Origin of the sequence: Citrobacter sp. LUTT5 (assembly GCF_009905315.1) — a bacterium.
GTDB classification, from domain to species: Bacteria; Pseudomonadota; Gammaproteobacteria; order Enterobacterales; family Enterobacteriaceae; genus Citrobacter; species Citrobacter freundii.
Genome location: NZ_CP047606.1, coordinates 132,143 through 149,413, shown reverse-complemented (window position 1 = coordinate 149,413; position 17,271 = coordinate 132,143). Strand labels below are relative to the sequence as shown.

The following is a 17,271-nucleotide window of genomic DNA, read 5'->3' as shown; positions in this document are numbered from 1 at the left end:
CCACCGCGGAGAGGGCTATCGATATAGGAAGGATTGTACCGTGACTTTGCTCAGGCAGGTATTATCTGCATCAAGCCTTTGGCGGTTCTGTGCGGGCAAAACTTTCGCGTTGAAAAAGCGTTTCCACCAGTTTGACCAGACGTGGGCGGTCCACACACCAGCCGGGCGCGACCCGACGGAAATTGAGATAACCGACGGCACAGGCAATCGCGATGGTAGCCAGGTTAACCGTATCAGTTTTCAGCGTTCCGTCCGCCAGATAGCCTTCCAGCATATCCAGACTGCGGGTGATCTTCTCCCGCTGGCGTAACAGTTCAGTTTCTGACTGCTGCGCGGCGGGGCGAGCCTGCTCGCGCACCGAGACTAATCCCGCATCCATAATACCGTCGGCCAACGCTTCCAGTTGACGAACTTTGAGTGCCGCTAACGGTTCACCCGGTAGCATGGCTGGCGCAATATCCAGCAGCTCGATGTATTCTGCGATGATCGGAGAGTCAAACCAGTACTCACCCTCATCGGTGACCAACGCGGGTACTTTTCCTAGCGGGTTATAACGCGCCACGCCGCTATCCGCGCTATAGGGAAGTTCATTAACAAATTCGAAGGTGATGCCCTTTTCCAGTAACAGAATAGAAATTTTACGCACAAAAGGGCTGGTATAGCTGCCAATGAGTTTCATGCCGGGTCCTTTTTGCCAACAAAAATATCAGTATGGCTCAGGTCACCGTAAATGGCAGGTGATGACTTACATTCTTACTGTTTTACTTATGACCTAAACGTTTTCTGAATTTAAGCTGCTTTTTATACAACGTACTTTTCCCTGCATTGTTCGGGACGTATGGTTCTCTGCAAAAGTATGAATACGTCACGGAGTAACTCATGTCACAGCAGGGACTGCGCTTTACGCTCGACGTGGACGGGTTAGTGGCGATGAGCACCGCCGTCGTCAGCTTCACCCTCAGCCAGAATCTCTCCACCCCCTTTTTGCTCTGCGTTGATATCGCCAGCGGCCTGCCTGACCTCACCGCCACAGATTTTCTCGAGAAAAACGCCACCCTCACTGTCTGGCAGGGGGCTGTTGCACTGCGTTATCTTCACGGCATCATCACCGGCGTGGAGCTCAGGGAGAACAACGACTGGCAGATGAATTACCAGCTGACTGTTTCGCCCCCGCTCTGGCGGGCAGGGCTGCGGCAGAACTTCCGCATCTTTCAGCAGCAGGATATCCAGACTATTTCCTCCACCCTGCTTGCTGAAAACGACGTCACTGACTGGGTGCCTTCCTTTTATGAGCCCCATCCCGCCCGCGAATTCTGCGTGCAGTACGGCGAAACTGACCTCAATTTTCTGAGCCGCCTGTGGGCCGAAGAGGGTATTTTCTTCTTTGACTGGTTCCTCCCGACCGGTCCCGACCAGAAACTGGTGCTCTGCGATGACGTCGCCGGGGTCTCCACACTCGGCGACATGCCCTTTAACCCGAACACCCGGGAAGCCACCACCGCATGCATCAGTGCGTTCCGCTACCGGGCGCAGATTCGCCCTTCCTCGGTGGAAAACCGGGATTACACCTTTAAAGCCCCGGATGGCCCGGTTACTTCAGCCATCACGCCAAAAACCTCAACGGCCAGCGCACACAGTATGAAATCTTTGATTATCCGGGACGCTTCAAAGACGTACAGCATGGTCAGGACTTTGCCCGCTACCGGGCGGAGGGCCACCGGCAGGATGCTGAAACGGCAGCCTGCGTGAGCAACTCCCGAAACTGTGGCCCGGCAAACGTTTTACCCTGACCGGTCACCCGTCAGAGACGCTGAACCGCGAATGGCAGGTCACCGGCTCTGTACTGGAAGGAAAGCAGCCACAGGCGCAGCACGGTAGCTCCGGTGAAGGCACCACACTCAGTAACCACGGACGTCATCCCGGCTGACCGGACATGGCGTGCCTCCCCGCTGCCCAAACCCGCCGTGGACGGCCCGCAGAGTGCCATTGTCACCGGTCCTGCCGGCGAGGAAATCTTCTGCGACGAGCATGGCCGGGTGCGGGTGCGTTTCCACTGGGACCGCTACTGCCCGGGAAACGAAGACAGCTCCTGCTGGGTGCGGGTGTCACAGGCGTGGGCCGGTGCCGGATTCGGCAACCTCGCCATTCCGCGTGTGGGTCAGGAAGTGATAGTGGATTTCCTGAACGGCGACCCGGACCAGCCCATTATTATGGGCCGCACCTACCACCGGGATAACCGCTCGCCGGGCAGCCTGCCGGGCACGAAAACGCAGATGACCATCCGCTCGAAGACCTACAAAGGTGGCGGATTTAACGAACTGAAATTCGATGATGCGACGGGCAATGAGCAGGTCTATATCCATGCGCAGAAGAACATGGATACGGAGGTGCTGAACAACCGAACCACTGATGTGAAGGTGGACCATACGGAGACCATCGGCAATAACCAGAGCATCACTGTGGGACTCGGGCAGACCATCACGGTGGGTAAAGAAAACGCATCCGGACACGACCGGACAGTCACGGTCGCGCATGACCAGCGCAACACGACGGGGAATGACCGTCAGGTGACGGTGGGTCATGATGACACGGTGACCGTAAAAAACGACCGGAAGACAGAAGTGATGCACGACCGGCGTGAGCAGGTGGGGAATGACGAGACGCTGGTTGTGGGCAATGACCGGAAGATGTCGGTGAAGGGAAAACAGGAGCAGACCACCACCGGTGACCATATCAGCCTGGTGAAAGGGATGAAGAGCCTGGAGGTGAAGGGAGACCTGGCGCAGAAGATAAGCGGCGCGCTGGGAATAAAGGTTCAGAGCGATATTGTGCTGGAAAGCAGCAGCCGGATAAGCCTGAAGGTGGGCGGTTCGTTTGTGGTCATCCACCCGGGCGGCGTGGATATTATGGGGCCGAAAATCAATCTCAACAGCGGCGGGAGTCCGGGTACGCCAGTGGGGACTCTGCAACCAGCGGTGCTGAAAGCACTGGCGAGTGAGGGAGATGTAATGCCTGAGCAGAATAATAGTGAAGACAGCAATAACCCCGAGAACAATGACAGTTCAAAAGAACAGAATGAACCAGAATCTGATGAAGAAAATAGAAAAATTCAAATTATCACAAATAAATTGAGTATATCGGAATCACAGGTGGTCGGGCTGGACTTTAAAATCAGGAATGAGAATGATGATACATTAATTAGGTCCATTACATCCCAGAGCACTGGGGAAAGTGAATTATATCCAGAGGCATTATTTTCAGACGCATGTTACTTACTCATTGGTAAAGAAAGTGATGAGTGGCAGGTTTATGTTTCTGTAGATGACTTATAAGGTGAACATATGTCGTCAGAACTGTTAGTTGTTTTTAAAGATTCATTGATGGGAAGCCCATCAGGTTTGCAATACAAAATTACCGTAAATGATATTGAGATAGATAATAACAATGTATCTGAGCACAATAATTCGTTAATATATCATTTTACAACAAAAGGCGATATAATTACTATTTCATCATCCAGCTTGCAAAAAACAATTCCGACTGCAAGTGAGTATGAAATTAAAATATTTATTCTAGATAAAGAATCCGAAAAAGAAATAGGGAGTACGATCCTACCAGATGGAAAAAAAGTGACAATGGTAGTCGTATCGCCCTGGACCAAGGTACCAATCAATGTTAATGAGTCAGGTGATAATTTTCCTGGCGATTTTTTCGATGTTGAATATGAAGAGAGAATATCATCAAAAATATCTTTCGGTGAGAAAAGTACTGTAATAAAAAGTACAAAGATAGTAATAAGAGATATTCCAAGAAAGATAATATTAACCGCCTTGAAATATCGGGGATCCACAAAATGGGCCGGAACAAAGGAAAAAGATTCTTACCATCCCATACTGAAAAAAACATATCATTTTGGGTCGAATACGAATAAATGTAGTGCCTTTGTAAATGATGTATTGCTTGAGGCTGGACTGACTGTACCGTGGATTGAAACTGGTTATGCACATTATACACCACAATGGCTTTATCAGGAACTTAGACCTCCCCTGGCAGAAGAATGGGCTGATCCAACAAAGTTAGCAGAACAATGGAAATACTCCACTACACCCCAACCAGGAGATGTAGGCGCCTATATAAAAAAAGAGAAAGGTGCGACAGGACATGCAGGAATAATTATTTCATCAGGAGTTACGATATCAGCAAACAGTGAAGTAATTATAGTCAATGATGCAGGATTTAGAAATAAAAATGGCACTGCTATAACTACAAAATTTCATTCTGAAAATGATTTCAATTCTTTCAGAAGATATAGGTTACAAGATGAAAAAAAATAGAATAACATTAATAATTATACTCATAATGATTATCTTTACTTCATTAGCATACTTTAATTTTTAAGTGCCAACAAAACATCTTGCCAAGCCTATAGAAATACAGCACCTAAAGAAAACATTTTTTCTAAAATAATTACAGAGGGAAGTGAATCAAAGATTGGTAGATGGAAAGAAATGGAGAATGTATACGATATTTTTTTCAACGATCAATTATATATGATTAGTGAAACCCCAAAAGACTATCTTTCTAGCGCTATTAGAATAATATTAAGTAAAGACTATGATCAAAGCCAGAAAGTTTACACTATTATATTAATGCAAAACCTACCCATTAAAGAGTATATGTGTTTCATGGATGCAGTGAATGAACAATTTGAAAAAGGTCTTATTGACAAAGAAGTAGCTCGGTTTGCCATTTTACCCGACATTAATCTTTACAGTACATCAATTTATTATTGGTGGCTCCCAGATTGGCGAGAAAGGTTTAAGAAAAATGCCAATAGTCTATTTAAACAAAAACTGATAGATGATGTATTAAGCGGCCGATACTTCTTCTATGCGTTACGAAAATAAGCAGCATAAAGATCGTAAGTCAATAAATATATTCAAAACTTGTCAATGGTATAAAAAAGCGATTAAACAAGGGTTGGTTGCAGACATGCCCTTACTCAATAAAAAAGGAGAGACAGTAAAAGACAAAAAAGGTGAGGTGGTGTATGAAAAAAAACTTCAGGTTTCTACAGATAAGTGGAAAAACCTTGAGGAATTAAAAAAAGGCAGATATATCACGGGAATAACACCATATCCTAGTCACGCAACGGCAGATGTACAGCAATGGTTAAATCTTCGTTTTAAACCTGAATATGCCATTATGGCAGCAGTCGATTACGGCGTCGAAAATTTAGCATCGCTGAAAAAAGCGGGATATAAGATTGACGGACTTAATGATGCTGAAAAAGCTAAAATCATATACTTAACTCATCATCTTGGTCTAAGTGACGCAAAACGTTTTATTAACAATAAAATTACTGAAGGTAGTGCAAAAATTTTACTAACTGCACAAGTGGGAGATGAGTCAGCCAAGGCAAGGTCCAAAACAGCAGGGTATGTGAAAGCACACAGAAAGTGGCTGATGAATTATATAGATGGAAACATTAAATTAAGTGATTATTTTTGCCATGAGAAAACAACCATAAACAACCCTGAAGATATCGATCTAATAGATATAATTAAAAAGATCAATAAGGAAATATAATGACCAAGTATTTTGCTCCCATCTTGTCCTTACTAATATTCTCATCTACAAGCATGGCTGATTGCAATTCTAATTCGTTATTTTGTTATTATACTAAGTTTGGTATTCTCGATCAGATAACGAGATCCACCTCTGGTGATGATTACTCTTACCTTACCCTTAATGGAGTGAATATATACAAGGCAAAAACCGATTACATGTCATTCATGGATGATGATATGGGTTTTTTTAAGAATAACAAATACTTTACCACTAAGACAGTTATTACATATACTTTAAACGAGCGTTGCCTTGATAGAATAGATTATCAGGGTTTTTGCAGTATCAGTGTAGTTCTCGATTTTTCAGGCGACAAACCTGTTATATCCAATGGATTCACTCCGGATTCAGGCAATTCGGTTATCGACTGGGTTTCATGGGGAAAAGCAAATGCAATCATTGTGTTTGAAGATGAATCTAAGTTCAAATATATGAATGGACATGTTGAGCGTATTGTTAAATAAAGGTAAGATTATCGCTGTTATTAAATTGAGGTGACGGATTCAATGGATATCGCACATGTTTCGATTTCTACCGGTAAGTGGAAAAATCTTGAGGAATTAAGATATATCACGGGAATAACGCCGTATCCTCGTCACGCAACGGCAGATGTACAGCAATGGTTAAATCTGCGTTTTTAAACCTGAATACGCCATTATAGCGGCAGTCGATTATGGGGTTGAAAATTTAGCATCGCTGAAAAAGGCAGGATATAAGATTGACGAACTTAATGATGCTGAAAAAGCTAAGCTTATATACTTAACCCATCATCTTGGCCTAAGCGATGCAAAACGTTTTATTAACAATAAAATTACTGAAGGTGGTGCAAAAGAATTGCTAATAGCACAAGTGGGAGAGGAATCAGCCATTTCAAAAGCCCACCAAAATGGAGGGTATATGAAAGCTCACAGAAAGTGGCCAATGGATTATATAGATAACAATATTAATGTGGGTACATATTTTTGCCCAAAACTAGTCAACTCCCAAAAAGTAAAGACTTACGGATTAGAATCGATTATGAATAAAATTCAAGAGATAGAAAAATGAGTAAGTGTCACAGGCGTGGGCCGGTGCCGGATTTGGCAACCTCGCCATTCCGCGCGTGGGTCAGGAAGTGATAGTGGATTTCCTGAACGGCGACCCGGACCAGCCCATTATTATGGGCCGCACCTACCACCAGGATAACCGCTCGCCGGGCAGCCTGCCGGGCACGAAAACGCAGATGACCATCCGCTCGAAGACCTACAAAGGTGGCGGATTTAACGAACTGAAATTCGATGATGCGACGGGCAATGAGCAGGTCTATATCCATGCGCAGAAGAACATGGATACGGAGGTGCTGAACAACCGAACCACTGATGTGAAGGTGGACCATACGGAGACCATCGGCAATAACCAGAGCATCACTGTGGGACTCGGGCAGACCATCACGGTGGGTAAAGAAAACGCATCCGGACACGACCGGACAGTCACGGTCGCGCATGACCAGCGCAACACGACGGGGAATGACCGTCAGGTGACGGTGGGTCATGATGACACGGTGACCGTAAAAAACGACCGGAAGACAGAAGTGATGCACGACCGGCGTGAGCAGGTGGGGAATGACGAGACGCTGGTTGTGGGCAATGACCGGAAGATGTCGGTGAAGGGAAAACAGGAGCAGACCACCACCGGTGACCATATCAGCCTGGTGAAAGGAATGAAGAGCCTGGAGGTGAAGGGAGACCTGGCGCAGAAGATAAGCGGCGCGCTGGGGCTCAAGGTTCAGAGCGATATTGTGCTGGAAAGCAGCAGCCGGATAAGCCTGAAGGTGGGCGGTTCGTTTGTGGTCATCCACCCGGGCGGCGTGGACATTATGGGGCCGAAGATAAACCTGAACGGCGGGGGGAGTGCGGGAACGCCGGTGGGGGTGATGCAGCCGGGCGCGCTGGAGGCGCTGGCGGATAATGCGGGAGACGGGAAGGATAACAGAAGTGGCGATGGTGATAACGGTGCCGGGAGTGGAGTGGGCGATGACCAGGGTTACTCCAGCAGTGGGGATGATGAACAGGATAATAAAGAGAAAAAAATCACCTCAATTAGCTGGTCTTATGGTGAAGAACAAACAGAGCTTAGTGATATATCTAGACACTATGTTGATTTGAATCTTCATATGCATACTCTAAATTATGATATAGGTGAAAACGTAAGTTGTGATGTTTTTTATTTCACTCCTGATGGGACGGAGGATAGCCTTTCTGTTAGTGCTGATGTAAATAAAAATAATGAAGCTATTGCGATGAATATTTTTTCTGATATTTCCTCTAAAATATATCTTTACTATGGTGATTAAATGGCTGGGATAGTGACGGTTAAAGAAAAGGATAAAGACATAGGCAAGGTCGTTGTAAAAAGACCACCGTATGACCTCATCAAGGAAAAATATTTGGACCTATTCCCTAACAATGTAGATACGGGTGCTCCGTTGGATAGTGCCGCTTCTGTATATTTTGCGTATCTGTGGGTCGGTGGGCATGCTTTTAGAGAGTATAAAAGAAATCCATCCGCATATGGTAACGCATGCGCGTTACGAATCAGTTACGCTTTGAATATGTCTGGGATGCTTATTCCATCAAAGGTTTCGGTGTTGCCTACAACAAAAATTGGTGGGAATAGAATACTCCAGGGCGGAAATGAATATGTGATTGATGGGGGTAAATATTATTACATATATTCCGTAGAAAATCTCATAACTTTCCTTGAGTACGCTTGGGGAAAAGCAGACATGTTTAAATATGTTCCAAAGAGAGTTTCACAATTAGATGAACTTAAGAAAATGAATAAGAAAGGGATTGTTATATTTTACATTGACGGATTTAGTGATGCGACTGGTCATGCTACTATCTGGGATGGAGTTAAATGCCTTGATGGCAGTACATATTATGATCCGTCGTTACATCCAAAACAGACACTTACTGCTATTAAATTTTGGGATCTCAAATGAAGTTAAGTATGTTCTTTATACTTTTATTATTGAGTTGTGGTGAAGTGTTTGCTTCAGAGCCAGATTATATCCTGCGAGGCAGAGCAATATTATCTCAGTGGGGGGAGATTTATTGTATTAAAAAGTATGTTTTGCAAGGGGTTGATAACAATGATGTTAATGATTCATTACATCTATTTGATTATAGTGATAGAGTGAGCTCTTTAATTTATAGTGATATTTCTAAAGGTAATGTGTTTTATTACATAGATAAGAATATCAGTGATTTTGGGAATTTAGTTAATGGAAAACGGTTAAATCTCATCGCTTGTGTTGAGTTGGTGGATTCTGTTAAGTATATAGAATTTATAAAAAAACAAGACCGATATTTTTACCAAAATAATGCTGGCGTGGGATCTGTAATTCGGTCCTGTGGGCAGAAAATTCCATTTGGAGGATACTGGAGAATGATCTCAAGGTATGGCATTTATGAAAGTCGTAGATTTAAAAAAGGAGATATTTTTCCTGAGTGGAAAAGTAATGATGGATTTAATGGTGGCGAATGGATTCTTGAGTCAAGGGATGATGGCGGTCCCATTAAATTAGATGTCCCATATTTTAAATTTGATTAAATAAATTTAAAAATCAACATCGGGCTTAGGGAAAGATCACACTAAAGAGTGTTTTTTGTACAGATAAATAGAAAGGAACTATCTATGCCCACAGCCCTTACGACTACACACCGTATTGTCGGAAATGGGTGAAACCAAACCTGACCTGCACACCGTGGGATGATCCCAGCTATCCTGGGATGGACACAAAGACAGCAAGAGATTACCTCCCACAAAAAGATTGGCATATAGATAAATTACCTGCGGGATATACTTGCGCAGAGACTTATTTATTCCCAGACCTTGATGCCCCCGGAGGACCTGCAACGGCAGGGATAGATGATTTGGCTGAATTAGGAGTTAAAGGTGCTCAGAGAATTATGAGAGGAGCAAGAAAATGAAACGATTTTTATTAATTTTTTTACAATCATCATTAATTTTAATGCATTAGCATCTTGTGAAATACATCCTGCCGAAGGCTCCTTGCAGGACTTGCTGGATACAGCTGAAAAAAAAGCGTTTTACGATAATGAAATTACACATATTAATGTGAGAAGCCATATTAGGGGTGCTTTTGCTCAGGAAAAGAGTAGCGACCCTGCGCAGTTGTTGGCAATTCTTGATAATTCATCCATGGTAAAATACTTCAAAGCAGAGAATTCGACTTACGCTCGTATGACCGCGTATCTTCCTAAAAAAATGAATCTTACGAATGTGTCACCGAGATTCAATATGGAGTACTTCGTAGTGAGAGAAAGTAAATCCTGGCTGAGGAAATGCATAATAGCGGTGTGGCCGGAAGAGGCATGGAGCCAAAACGGAAGATCTACATCATTGTAGACTGCCGCTGGCGCTGATTGATGCCGATAACCGTGTGATATGACGGGCGGAAAATGACGAATGGGGTAATCTGCTTTATGAAGATAACCCGCTGAATCTGCAACAGCTTATCCGGTTGCCAGAACAGCAGCGGGATAAAAAAACTGGGCTGTACTCCCCCTGACTGGCTAGAAAGGTTTAAGAAAAAACAACATGCTTTTTAAACAGACTCTGATAGATAATTTATTAAGCAATCGATACTTCCTCTATGTCTTACGAAAATGATCAGTGTGACTATTGTAAATCAATAAATATCCGAGGATATGAGTCAGATTGAATGGTGGAGGGGAAAAAAGAATAACCTCAAGTAAACATATTCAACATCCAAGGTAAATGAATTGCTATTTACAACATATAAACAATTCACTTTACCTTGGTTAAATTTCTATCCGTGTAATCCAATATCAACTCAATGATCCAAATAAAGATAATGCATCCAGCTGGTCATGCGCAGCAGCACTTTACGCATCACTGAAACGTGAGCGAAATGGTCGGAATAGACCGCCACCTGAGCATAGATACCGTCCGGCAGCGCATCCACATCGGCATTAGGATCCAACTCAATCGTAGCCAGCACGCCATCGGTACCCGGCACCACAGTTAAGGACTGTAATGCCCCCTGCGCCTGATAAGAACCGCCCGGCACAACCGGAAGAATGGAGGTCAACTTACCGGAGAAAACCTGACCAGGCAGCGCGTTGAAGACCACTTCCGCTTCATCACCCGGTTTAAGACGCAGCAACGAGTTCTGGCGGAATTGCGCCACAATTTGCCGTTTCTGTTCCGGAATAAATACCATCACCGGGCGCAGAGGTAGTGCGGCGGCGTAGGTCCCGGGCCGAATAAGCACCTGCGTAACATAGCCGTTGCTGGGGGCACGGACGATAGTCTGCTCAAGATTGTATTTGGCTTCAGCGAGCTGAGCGCGCAGAGACGCAACCTGAGATTGCTCCCCGTTGACCATACTGTCTAACTGACTCTGAATCTGCGTCTGTTCGGCAACGGAACCTTTTACCAGCGCGTCCTGTGCCAGATAGTTCTGCCGGGCGTTGTCGATATCGCTTTCAGAGAAGGGATTAACCTTCGCCTGGCTGCCCTTCAAATAGCGTTGATAATCTTTATACAGACGATCGCGTTCAGCGGAAACGCGGGTAGTATTGGCGACGGCTTCAGAAAGTTGGGCTTTCAGATTGTCGATGTTGTGTGTGGCGGTAACAAGATCAGCCTGCAGTCTGTCAACACGTGCCTGATAGCGGCCTGGATCGAGTTTAAATAACACTTCGCCTTTTTTAATCAACTGATTATTTTTATCCGTTACCTCACTAACAATTCCTGTGACTTGCGGAGTGATCGGAATTGAAATAACCGCTTTTTGCGCCGTAAAGGTATACGGGTGGTTATAGTTCATTAATAAGATCAGTCCCGCAACAATGAATACCCCACCTAATGCAGCAGTAGCGAGCGTCCATTGGTTTACCGGAATACGGAATATTTTAAAGATGGCCCAGGCAAAGGCCACATAGGTCAGGACTATCAACAAATCCATGATTAAATCTCCGGAAAGGTGGAGTTATCTGTTTTCTTCTCCCCATCCAGTCTTTTTTCCAACTGGGTGATGCGCTCTGCCAGTGCGGCAATCTCGGGGTCTGGGTCCTTTCCGTTCGACATGATGTGTGATTGCATGCCCCACCCCCGTTCAGGCTGGTAGAGCGTCGCCCAAATCCACAGGAACGGCCATATTGCATGGAGTGTAAACAGGCTAATCCAACCCGCCGTATGAATGGCATCAGCATGAGGATGGTTGCGTTTTTTAGCCATATTATAGGGAATATCGTGAATGGCGATGATTCCGTAAAACAGAACCAGAAAGACGAAGATCAGCACGCCCAGTGCGAAATAATTTAGAAACATACCTGCCTCGAATTCACGCTAATTAGAGTTTTTTTATGCCGGCAGCCGCATGCACCCAGGCTGATGTTTTGAACATAACTGCAGTTTGGGGTTTTCGCCATACCACAAAATAAATATTTTTTCTGGTGAGAAGTTGCTTTCTTTTGCAATAAAAATATCGGGGGGTAGAACCTGCTGTAGATCACATCCGAGCAAATGCAGATGAAAATACTTTGCGATCTGCATCACAAAGATTCAACAAACAGCAAAGGATAAAATGTGAATCAGTTCACATTTACCCCCCATTTTTGGCGAATTCTGATCCAGTGATGTTTTTTTGTACCGATATTTTGTGATTAAGATCACATTAACTAACGCCATACACCCTATATTTACGTGACGAATATCACATAAAAGGTCGTCGACTGGACAGTTGAACGATTCAGTGCCAGATTTCGCAGTATCTACAGGGTCCGGCTACCTCCTGCCGCTACATTAACAAACCTCGGGCTTTCAGCCTGCGCGATAGCAAACATAAGAAGGGGTGTTTTTATGTCATCCGATATTAAGATCAAGGTGCAAAGCTTTGGTCGATTCCTCAGCAACATGGTGATGCCAAATATCGGCGCGTTTATCGCGTGGGGTATTATCACCGCATTATTCATTCCGACAGGGTGGTTGCCGAACGAAACGCTGGCGAAGCTTGTCGGTCCTATGATCACCTATCTGCTGCCGCTACTGATCGGTTATACCGGTGGTAAGCTGGTTGGCGGCGAACGTGGCGGCGTGGTTGGTGCTATCACCACCATGGGCGTTATCGTCGGTGCAGATATGCCAATGTTCCTCGGCGCGATGATCGCAGGCCCGCTGGGCGGCTGGGCTATCAAACATTTCGACAACTGGGTAGACGGTAAGATCAAGTCCGGTTTTGAGATGCTGGTGAATAACTTCTCCGCAGGCATCATCGGGATGATCCTCGCCATTCTGGCATTCCTTGGCATTGGCCCATTGGTTGAAGCACTGTCCAAAATCCTGGCGGCAGGCGTTAACTTCATGGTTGTCCATGACATGCTGCCGCTGGCGTCTATCTTCGTTGAACCGGCGAAAATCCTGTTCCTCAACAACGCCATCAACCACGGTATTTTCTCACCGCTGGGTATTCAGCAGTCCCATGAGATGGGCAAATCCATCTTCTTCCTGATTGAAGCTAACCCGGGTCCGGGTATGGGCGTTCTGCTGGCATACATGTTCTTCGGTCGCGGCAGCGCTAAGCAGTCTGCGGGCGGCGCGGCAATCATTCACTTCCTGGGTGGTATCCACGAAATTTACTTCCCGTACGTGCTGATGAACCCACGTCTGATCCTGGCCGTTATCCTCGGCGGTATGACTGGCGTATTTACCCTGACTATCCTGAACGGCGGTCTGGTTTCTCCGGCCTCTCCGGGTTCTATCCTGGCCGTGCTGGCCATGACGCCGAAGGGCGCTTACTTCGCTAACATCGCTGCTATCTGTGCTGCTATGGCAGTCTCCTTTGTGGTTTCAGCCATTCTGCTAAAAACCAGCAAAGTGAAAGAAGATGATGACATTGATGCCGCAACCCGTCGTATGCACGACATGAAAGCGGAATCCAAAGGCGCATCTCCGCTGGCGGCTGGCGACGTGACCAACGACCTGAGCCATGTGCGTAAAATCATCGTTGCCTGCGATGCCGGCATGGGTTCCAGCGCCATGGGTGCGGGCGTACTGCGTAAGAAAGTACAGGATGCAGGTCTGTCTCAGATTTCCGTCACTAACAGCGCGATTAACAATCTGCCGCCGGATGTGGATCTGGTCATTACCCACCGTGACCTGACCGAACGCGCGATGCGCCAGGTGCCTCAGGCACAGCACATTTCGCTGACCAACTTCCTCGACAGCGGCCTGTACTCCAACCTGACCGAACGTCTGGTCGCTGCACAGCGCCACAACGTGAACGAAGAGAAAGTCCGCGATCACCTGAAAGACAGCTTTGAAGAGGGTGATACCCACCTGTTCAAACTGGGTGCGGAGAATATCTTCCTCGGTCGTAAAGCAACTAACAAAGAGGAAGCAATTCGCTTTGCTGGTGAGCAACTGGTGAAAGGCGGTTACGTTGAGCCAGAATACGTCGAGGCGATGCTGGACCGCGAAAAACTGACTCCGACTTACCTCGGCGAGTCCATCGCAGTACCGCACGGGACGGTTGAAGCCAAAGACCGTGTGCTGAAAACCGGTGTGGTGTTCTGCCAGTACCCGGAAGGCGTTCGCTTCGGTGAAGAAGAAGACGATATTGCCCGCCTGGTGATTGGTATCGCAGCACGTAACAACGAGCACATCCAGGTGATTACCAGCCTGACCAACGCGCTGGATGACGAATCCGTGATCGAACGTCTGGCCCATACCACCAGCGTGGATGAAGTTCTGGAGCTGCTGGCTGGTAAAAAAGCTTAACGGTTAAGTATCTCCAAAATAGTTCGAGCTGCAGGAAGGCGGCAACGCAGTGAATCCCCAGGAGCGTACATAAGTACGTGACTGGGGTGAGCGAGGAGAGCCAACGCATCTGCAGTTCGAAATATGAAGGCGATATCCTCTCCCTTGTGGAGAGGGTTAGGTTGAGGGAAAAGCCTCACCCCAGCCCTCTTGGGTAAAAACATTGATGAAGGTTAATACTATGAAAGCATTACATTTTGGCGCAGGTAATATCGGTCGTGGCTTTATCGGCAAACTGCTGGCGGACGCGGGGATACAGCTGACGTTCGCGGATGTAAATCAGGTCGTGCTCGATGCCCTGAATGCCCGTCATAGCTATCAGGTTCATGTCGTAGGTGAAAACGAACAGGTTGATACCGTCTCCGGCGTCAACGCCGTGAGCAGCATCGGCGATGATGTCGTCGACCTGATTGCCCATGTAGATTTAGTCACTACCGCCGTCGGTCCGGTCGTGCTTGAGCGTATCGCTCCGGCCATCGCCAAAGGGCTGGTTAAACGCAAGGCACAGGGTATAGCTACTCCGCTGAATATCATCGCCTGTGAAAACATGGTGCGCGGAACGACCCAGTTGAAAGGCCATGTAATGAACGCGCTGGCAGATGAAGACAAAGCCTGGGTTGAAGAACATGTTGGCTTCGTCGATTCCGCCGTGGACCGCATTGTTCCGCCTTCGGCTTCAGCAACCAATGACCCGCTGGAAGTTACCGTAGAAACCTTCAGTGAGTGGATTGTCGACAAAACACAGTTCAAAGGTGAACTACCAAATATTCCAGGAATGGAATTAACTGATAACCTAATGGCATTTGTCGAACGTAAACTCTTCACGCTGAACACCGGGCATGCTATAACCGCGTACCTCGGAAAATTGACCGGTCATCAGACCATCCGTGACGCGATTCTCGACGAGAAAATCCGCGCAGTGGTAAAAGGTGCGATGGAAGAGAGCGGCGCGGTACTGATCAAACGCTATGGTTTTGATGCAGCAAAACATGCGGCATACATTCAGAAAATCCTCGGTCGCTTTGAAAACCCGTATCTGAAAGATGACGTTGAGCGCGTGGGTCGTCAGCCGCTGCGTAAGCTGAGCGCGGGAGATCGTCTGATTAAACCGCTGCTGGGTACGCTGGAGTATGGTTTGCCGCATGCGAATCTGGTTATCGGTATTGCGGCAGCGATGCACTATCGCAGCGAAGAAGATCCGCAGGCACAGGAACTGGCCGCGCTGATTGACGAAAAAGGTCCACAGTCCGCGCTGGCGCAAGTTTCCGGGCTGGATGCCAACAGCGATGTCGTGCTTGAGGCTGTTAACGCGTATAACGCAAAGAAATGATGCAGGACCTGGCGCAGGATATCCTGCGCCTGAATAATAGATTGTCAGATATGCAGGCAATAATGGAACAAACGCAGGCCTTTGAAAATCGTGTGCTTGAGCGTCTGAATGCTGGCAAAACCGTACGCAGCTTCCTCATCACCGCCGTAGAACTGCTCACCGAGGCGGTGAATATTCTTGTGCTTCAGGTATTTCGCAAAGACGACTATGCGGTGAAATATGCTGTAGAACCACTGCTTGACGGCGACGGTCCGCTGGGCGATCTTTCCGTTCGCCTGAAGCTCATCTACGGTCTGGGCGTGCTCAGCCGACCGGAGTATGAAGACGCCGAGCTTCTGATGGCGCTGCGGGAAGAGTTAAACCATGACGGCAATGAATATGCGTTCACCGACGATGAAATTCTTGGTCCGTTTGGCGAACTCCACTGCGTGACGGCACTCCCGCCGCCACCGCAGTTTGATACCTCAGACTCAGGTCTGCACGCGATGCAGATCCAGCGCTACCAGCAGATGGTGCGCTCCACGATGGTACTTTCCCTGACCGAGCTGATTTCTAAAATCAGCTTAAAAAAAGCCTTTCAAAAATAAGACGATGCTTGCTTATTTCTCTTCCTGCTGCGGTCGATAAAGCTGCCGATAGTACGCCAGACGTTGCAGATACAACTGCGCATTCTCCTGCGGTATTTCAGAAGGGACAACGTTGCGTGGCGGTGTTTTATTCAGATACTCGCGAAAAGCCTGGCTTGAAGCCATAAAATCGACCGTCTTATCAATTAGAGCCGAAACGTTCTCACCTATTTTCGCCATAATCTTCCCTCCTCCATGTATTAACCGCGCTCAGCCTGCGCGGTTGATCATTTAAGTTTAGGATCGGTTTGGCAATTACATTAAGGAAAACGTGCTTCACTATGAACCCGCCAACAAAATGCGCCATGGTCGATCTTATCGCTTAAAATTCCTTATTAATCAAAATAGTAATATTTTCATTAGCTGAATAATACTTGCAACATTTGATTATTTATCTTCGATTAGTTGTGAATAATCCCGCTCTGCGCGCATACTATAGGATATTCATCCTATTTTTATCAGAAGCTATCCTATGAAAGAAGTCGAAAAAAACGAAATTAAACGCCTGAGCGATCGTCTGGACGCTATCCGCCACCAGCAGGCTGACCTGTCTCTGGTTGAAGCCGCCGACAAATATGCTGAGTTGGAGCAAGAGAAAGAAACTCTGGAAAACGAGATTGCACGTCTGCGTGAAGTCCATGGTCAGAAGCTGAGCAAAGAAGCGCAAAAGCTGACGAAACTCCCTTTCCGTCGTACCATCACCAAAAAAGAACAGGCCGACATGGGCAAGCTGAAGAAGAGCGTGCGCGGCCTGATTGTCGTTCACCCGATGACCGAGCTTGGCCGTGAAATGGGCCTGAAAGAGATGACGGGCTTCGCGAAGAGCGAGTTCTGATC

14 protein-coding genes and 3 pseudogenes are annotated in these 17,271 nt (G+C 46.7%); 13 read left to right on the top strand and 4 right to left on the bottom strand.

Translation table 11 applies throughout. From position 1 onward, the window contains the following. Nucleotides 1-70 precede the first annotated feature (70 nt). Nucleotides 71-679, bottom strand: coding sequence for a glutathione S-transferase (locus GUC46_RS00720; protein ID WP_003024191.1), 609 nt, complete (start codon nt 677-679; stop codon nt 71-73). 200 nt (nt 680-879) lie between these two features. On the opposite strand from GUC46_RS00720, the pseudogene GUC46_RS00715 reads away from it, so the two are divergent. The 9 genes and pseudogenes from GUC46_RS00715 to GUC46_RS23975 all read left to right on the top strand — a co-directional run. After that, nucleotides 880-3,332, top strand: a pseudogene (locus tag GUC46_RS00715) (type VI secretion system Vgr family protein). A gap of 9 nt (nt 3,333-3,341) precedes the next feature. Continuing rightward, nucleotides 3,342-4,334: a CHAP domain-containing protein gene (locus tag GUC46_RS00710; RefSeq protein WP_044715523.1), complete on the top strand. Its 993-nt coding sequence runs from the start codon at nt 3,342-3,344 to the stop codon at nt 4,332-4,334. A gap of 174 nt (nt 4,335-4,508) precedes the next feature. Beyond that, complete coding sequence (locus GUC46_RS00705; protein ID WP_160179648.1) at nt 4,509-4,907, top strand: hypothetical protein; 399 nt, start codon at nt 4,509-4,511, stop codon at nt 4,905-4,907. Further along, a complete protein-coding gene (locus GUC46_RS00700; RefSeq protein WP_053088662.1) occupies nt 4,891-5,589 on the top strand; it encodes a hypothetical protein in 699 nt (232 codons plus the stop codon). The genes GUC46_RS00705 and GUC46_RS00700 overlap by 17 nt, the downstream gene beginning before the upstream one ends. Continuing rightward, nucleotides 5,589-6,092: a hypothetical protein gene (locus tag GUC46_RS00695; protein ID WP_160179646.1), complete on the top strand. Its 504-nt coding sequence runs from the start codon at nt 5,589-5,591 to the stop codon at nt 6,090-6,092. The genes GUC46_RS00700 and GUC46_RS00695 overlap by 1 nt, the downstream gene beginning before the upstream one ends. Before the next feature lie 587 nt (nt 6,093-6,679). Beyond that, nucleotides 6,680-7,960 (top strand): annotated as a pseudogene (locus GUC46_RS00690) (type VI secretion system Vgr family protein); the annotation flags it as partial. After that, the gene (locus tag GUC46_RS00685; protein ID WP_049002647.1) at nt 7,961-8,611 is read left to right on the top strand and encodes a T6SS effector amidase Tae4 family protein; all 651 of its coding nucleotides are present in this window, start codon (nt 7,961-7,963) and stop codon (nt 8,609-8,611) included. Then, nucleotides 8,608-9,222 (top strand): hypothetical protein, encoded by a 615-nt coding sequence (locus tag GUC46_RS00680; RefSeq protein WP_044714158.1) that lies wholly within the window; start codon nt 8,608-8,610, stop codon nt 9,220-9,222. Before GUC46_RS00685 ends, GUC46_RS00680 begins: the two co-directional genes overlap by 4 nt. A gap of 86 nt (nt 9,223-9,308) precedes the next feature. Further along, nucleotides 9,309-9,602 (top strand): annotated as a pseudogene (locus GUC46_RS23975) (RHS repeat protein); the annotation flags it as partial. An 887-nt stretch (nt 9,603-10,489) separates the two neighbouring features. On the opposite strand, the gene GUC46_RS00675 reads toward GUC46_RS23975, so the two are convergent. Together GUC46_RS00675 and GUC46_RS00670 are read right to left on the bottom strand one after the other, a co-directional pair. After that, nucleotides 10,490-11,626 (bottom strand): HlyD family secretion protein, encoded by a 1,137-nt coding sequence (locus GUC46_RS00675; RefSeq protein ID WP_003024188.1) that lies wholly within the window; start codon nt 11,624-11,626, stop codon nt 10,490-10,492. A 2-nt stretch (nt 11,627-11,628) separates the two neighbouring features. After that, nucleotides 11,629-11,991, bottom strand: coding sequence for a DUF3302 domain-containing protein (locus tag GUC46_RS00670; protein ID WP_003844553.1), 363 nt, complete (start codon nt 11,989-11,991; stop codon nt 11,629-11,631). 531 nt (nt 11,992-12,522) lie between these two features. Between GUC46_RS00670 and mtlA the strand changes: the two genes are divergently transcribed. The 3 genes from mtlA (at nt 12,523) to mtlR (ending at nt 16,395) form a co-directional block, all read left to right on the top strand. Further along, entirely contained in the window at nt 12,523-14,439 is a 1,917-nt protein-coding gene (gene mtlA, locus GUC46_RS00665) for a PTS mannitol transporter subunit IICBA (protein WP_003024181.1), read from the top strand. Nucleotides 14,440-14,659: 220 nt separating this feature from the next. Continuing rightward, nucleotides 14,660-15,808: a mannitol-1-phosphate 5-dehydrogenase gene (gene mtlD / locus GUC46_RS00660; protein ID WP_160179642.1), complete on the top strand. Its 1,149-nt coding sequence runs from the start codon at nt 14,660-14,662 to the stop codon at nt 15,806-15,808. Next, complete coding sequence (mtlR, locus tag GUC46_RS00655) at nt 15,808-16,395, top strand: mannitol operon repressor MtlR (RefSeq protein WP_003024179.1); 588 nt, start codon at nt 15,808-15,810, stop codon at nt 16,393-16,395. The genes mtlD and mtlR overlap by 1 nt, the downstream gene beginning before the upstream one ends. A 12-nt stretch (nt 16,396-16,407) precedes the next feature. Here the strand turns inward: mtlR and GUC46_RS00650 are convergent, their stop codons facing one another. After that, nucleotides 16,408-16,614, bottom strand: coding sequence for a hypothetical protein (locus GUC46_RS00650; protein ID WP_003024176.1), 207 nt, complete (start codon nt 16,612-16,614; stop codon nt 16,408-16,410). Between the two features lie 292 nt (nt 16,615-16,906). On the opposite strand from GUC46_RS00650, the gene GUC46_RS00645 reads away from it, so the two are divergent. After that, entirely contained in the window at nt 16,907-17,269 is a 363-nt protein-coding gene (locus GUC46_RS00645) for a YibL family ribosome-associated protein (RefSeq protein ID WP_003024174.1), read from the top strand. Nucleotides 17,270-17,271 lie beyond the last annotated feature (2 nt).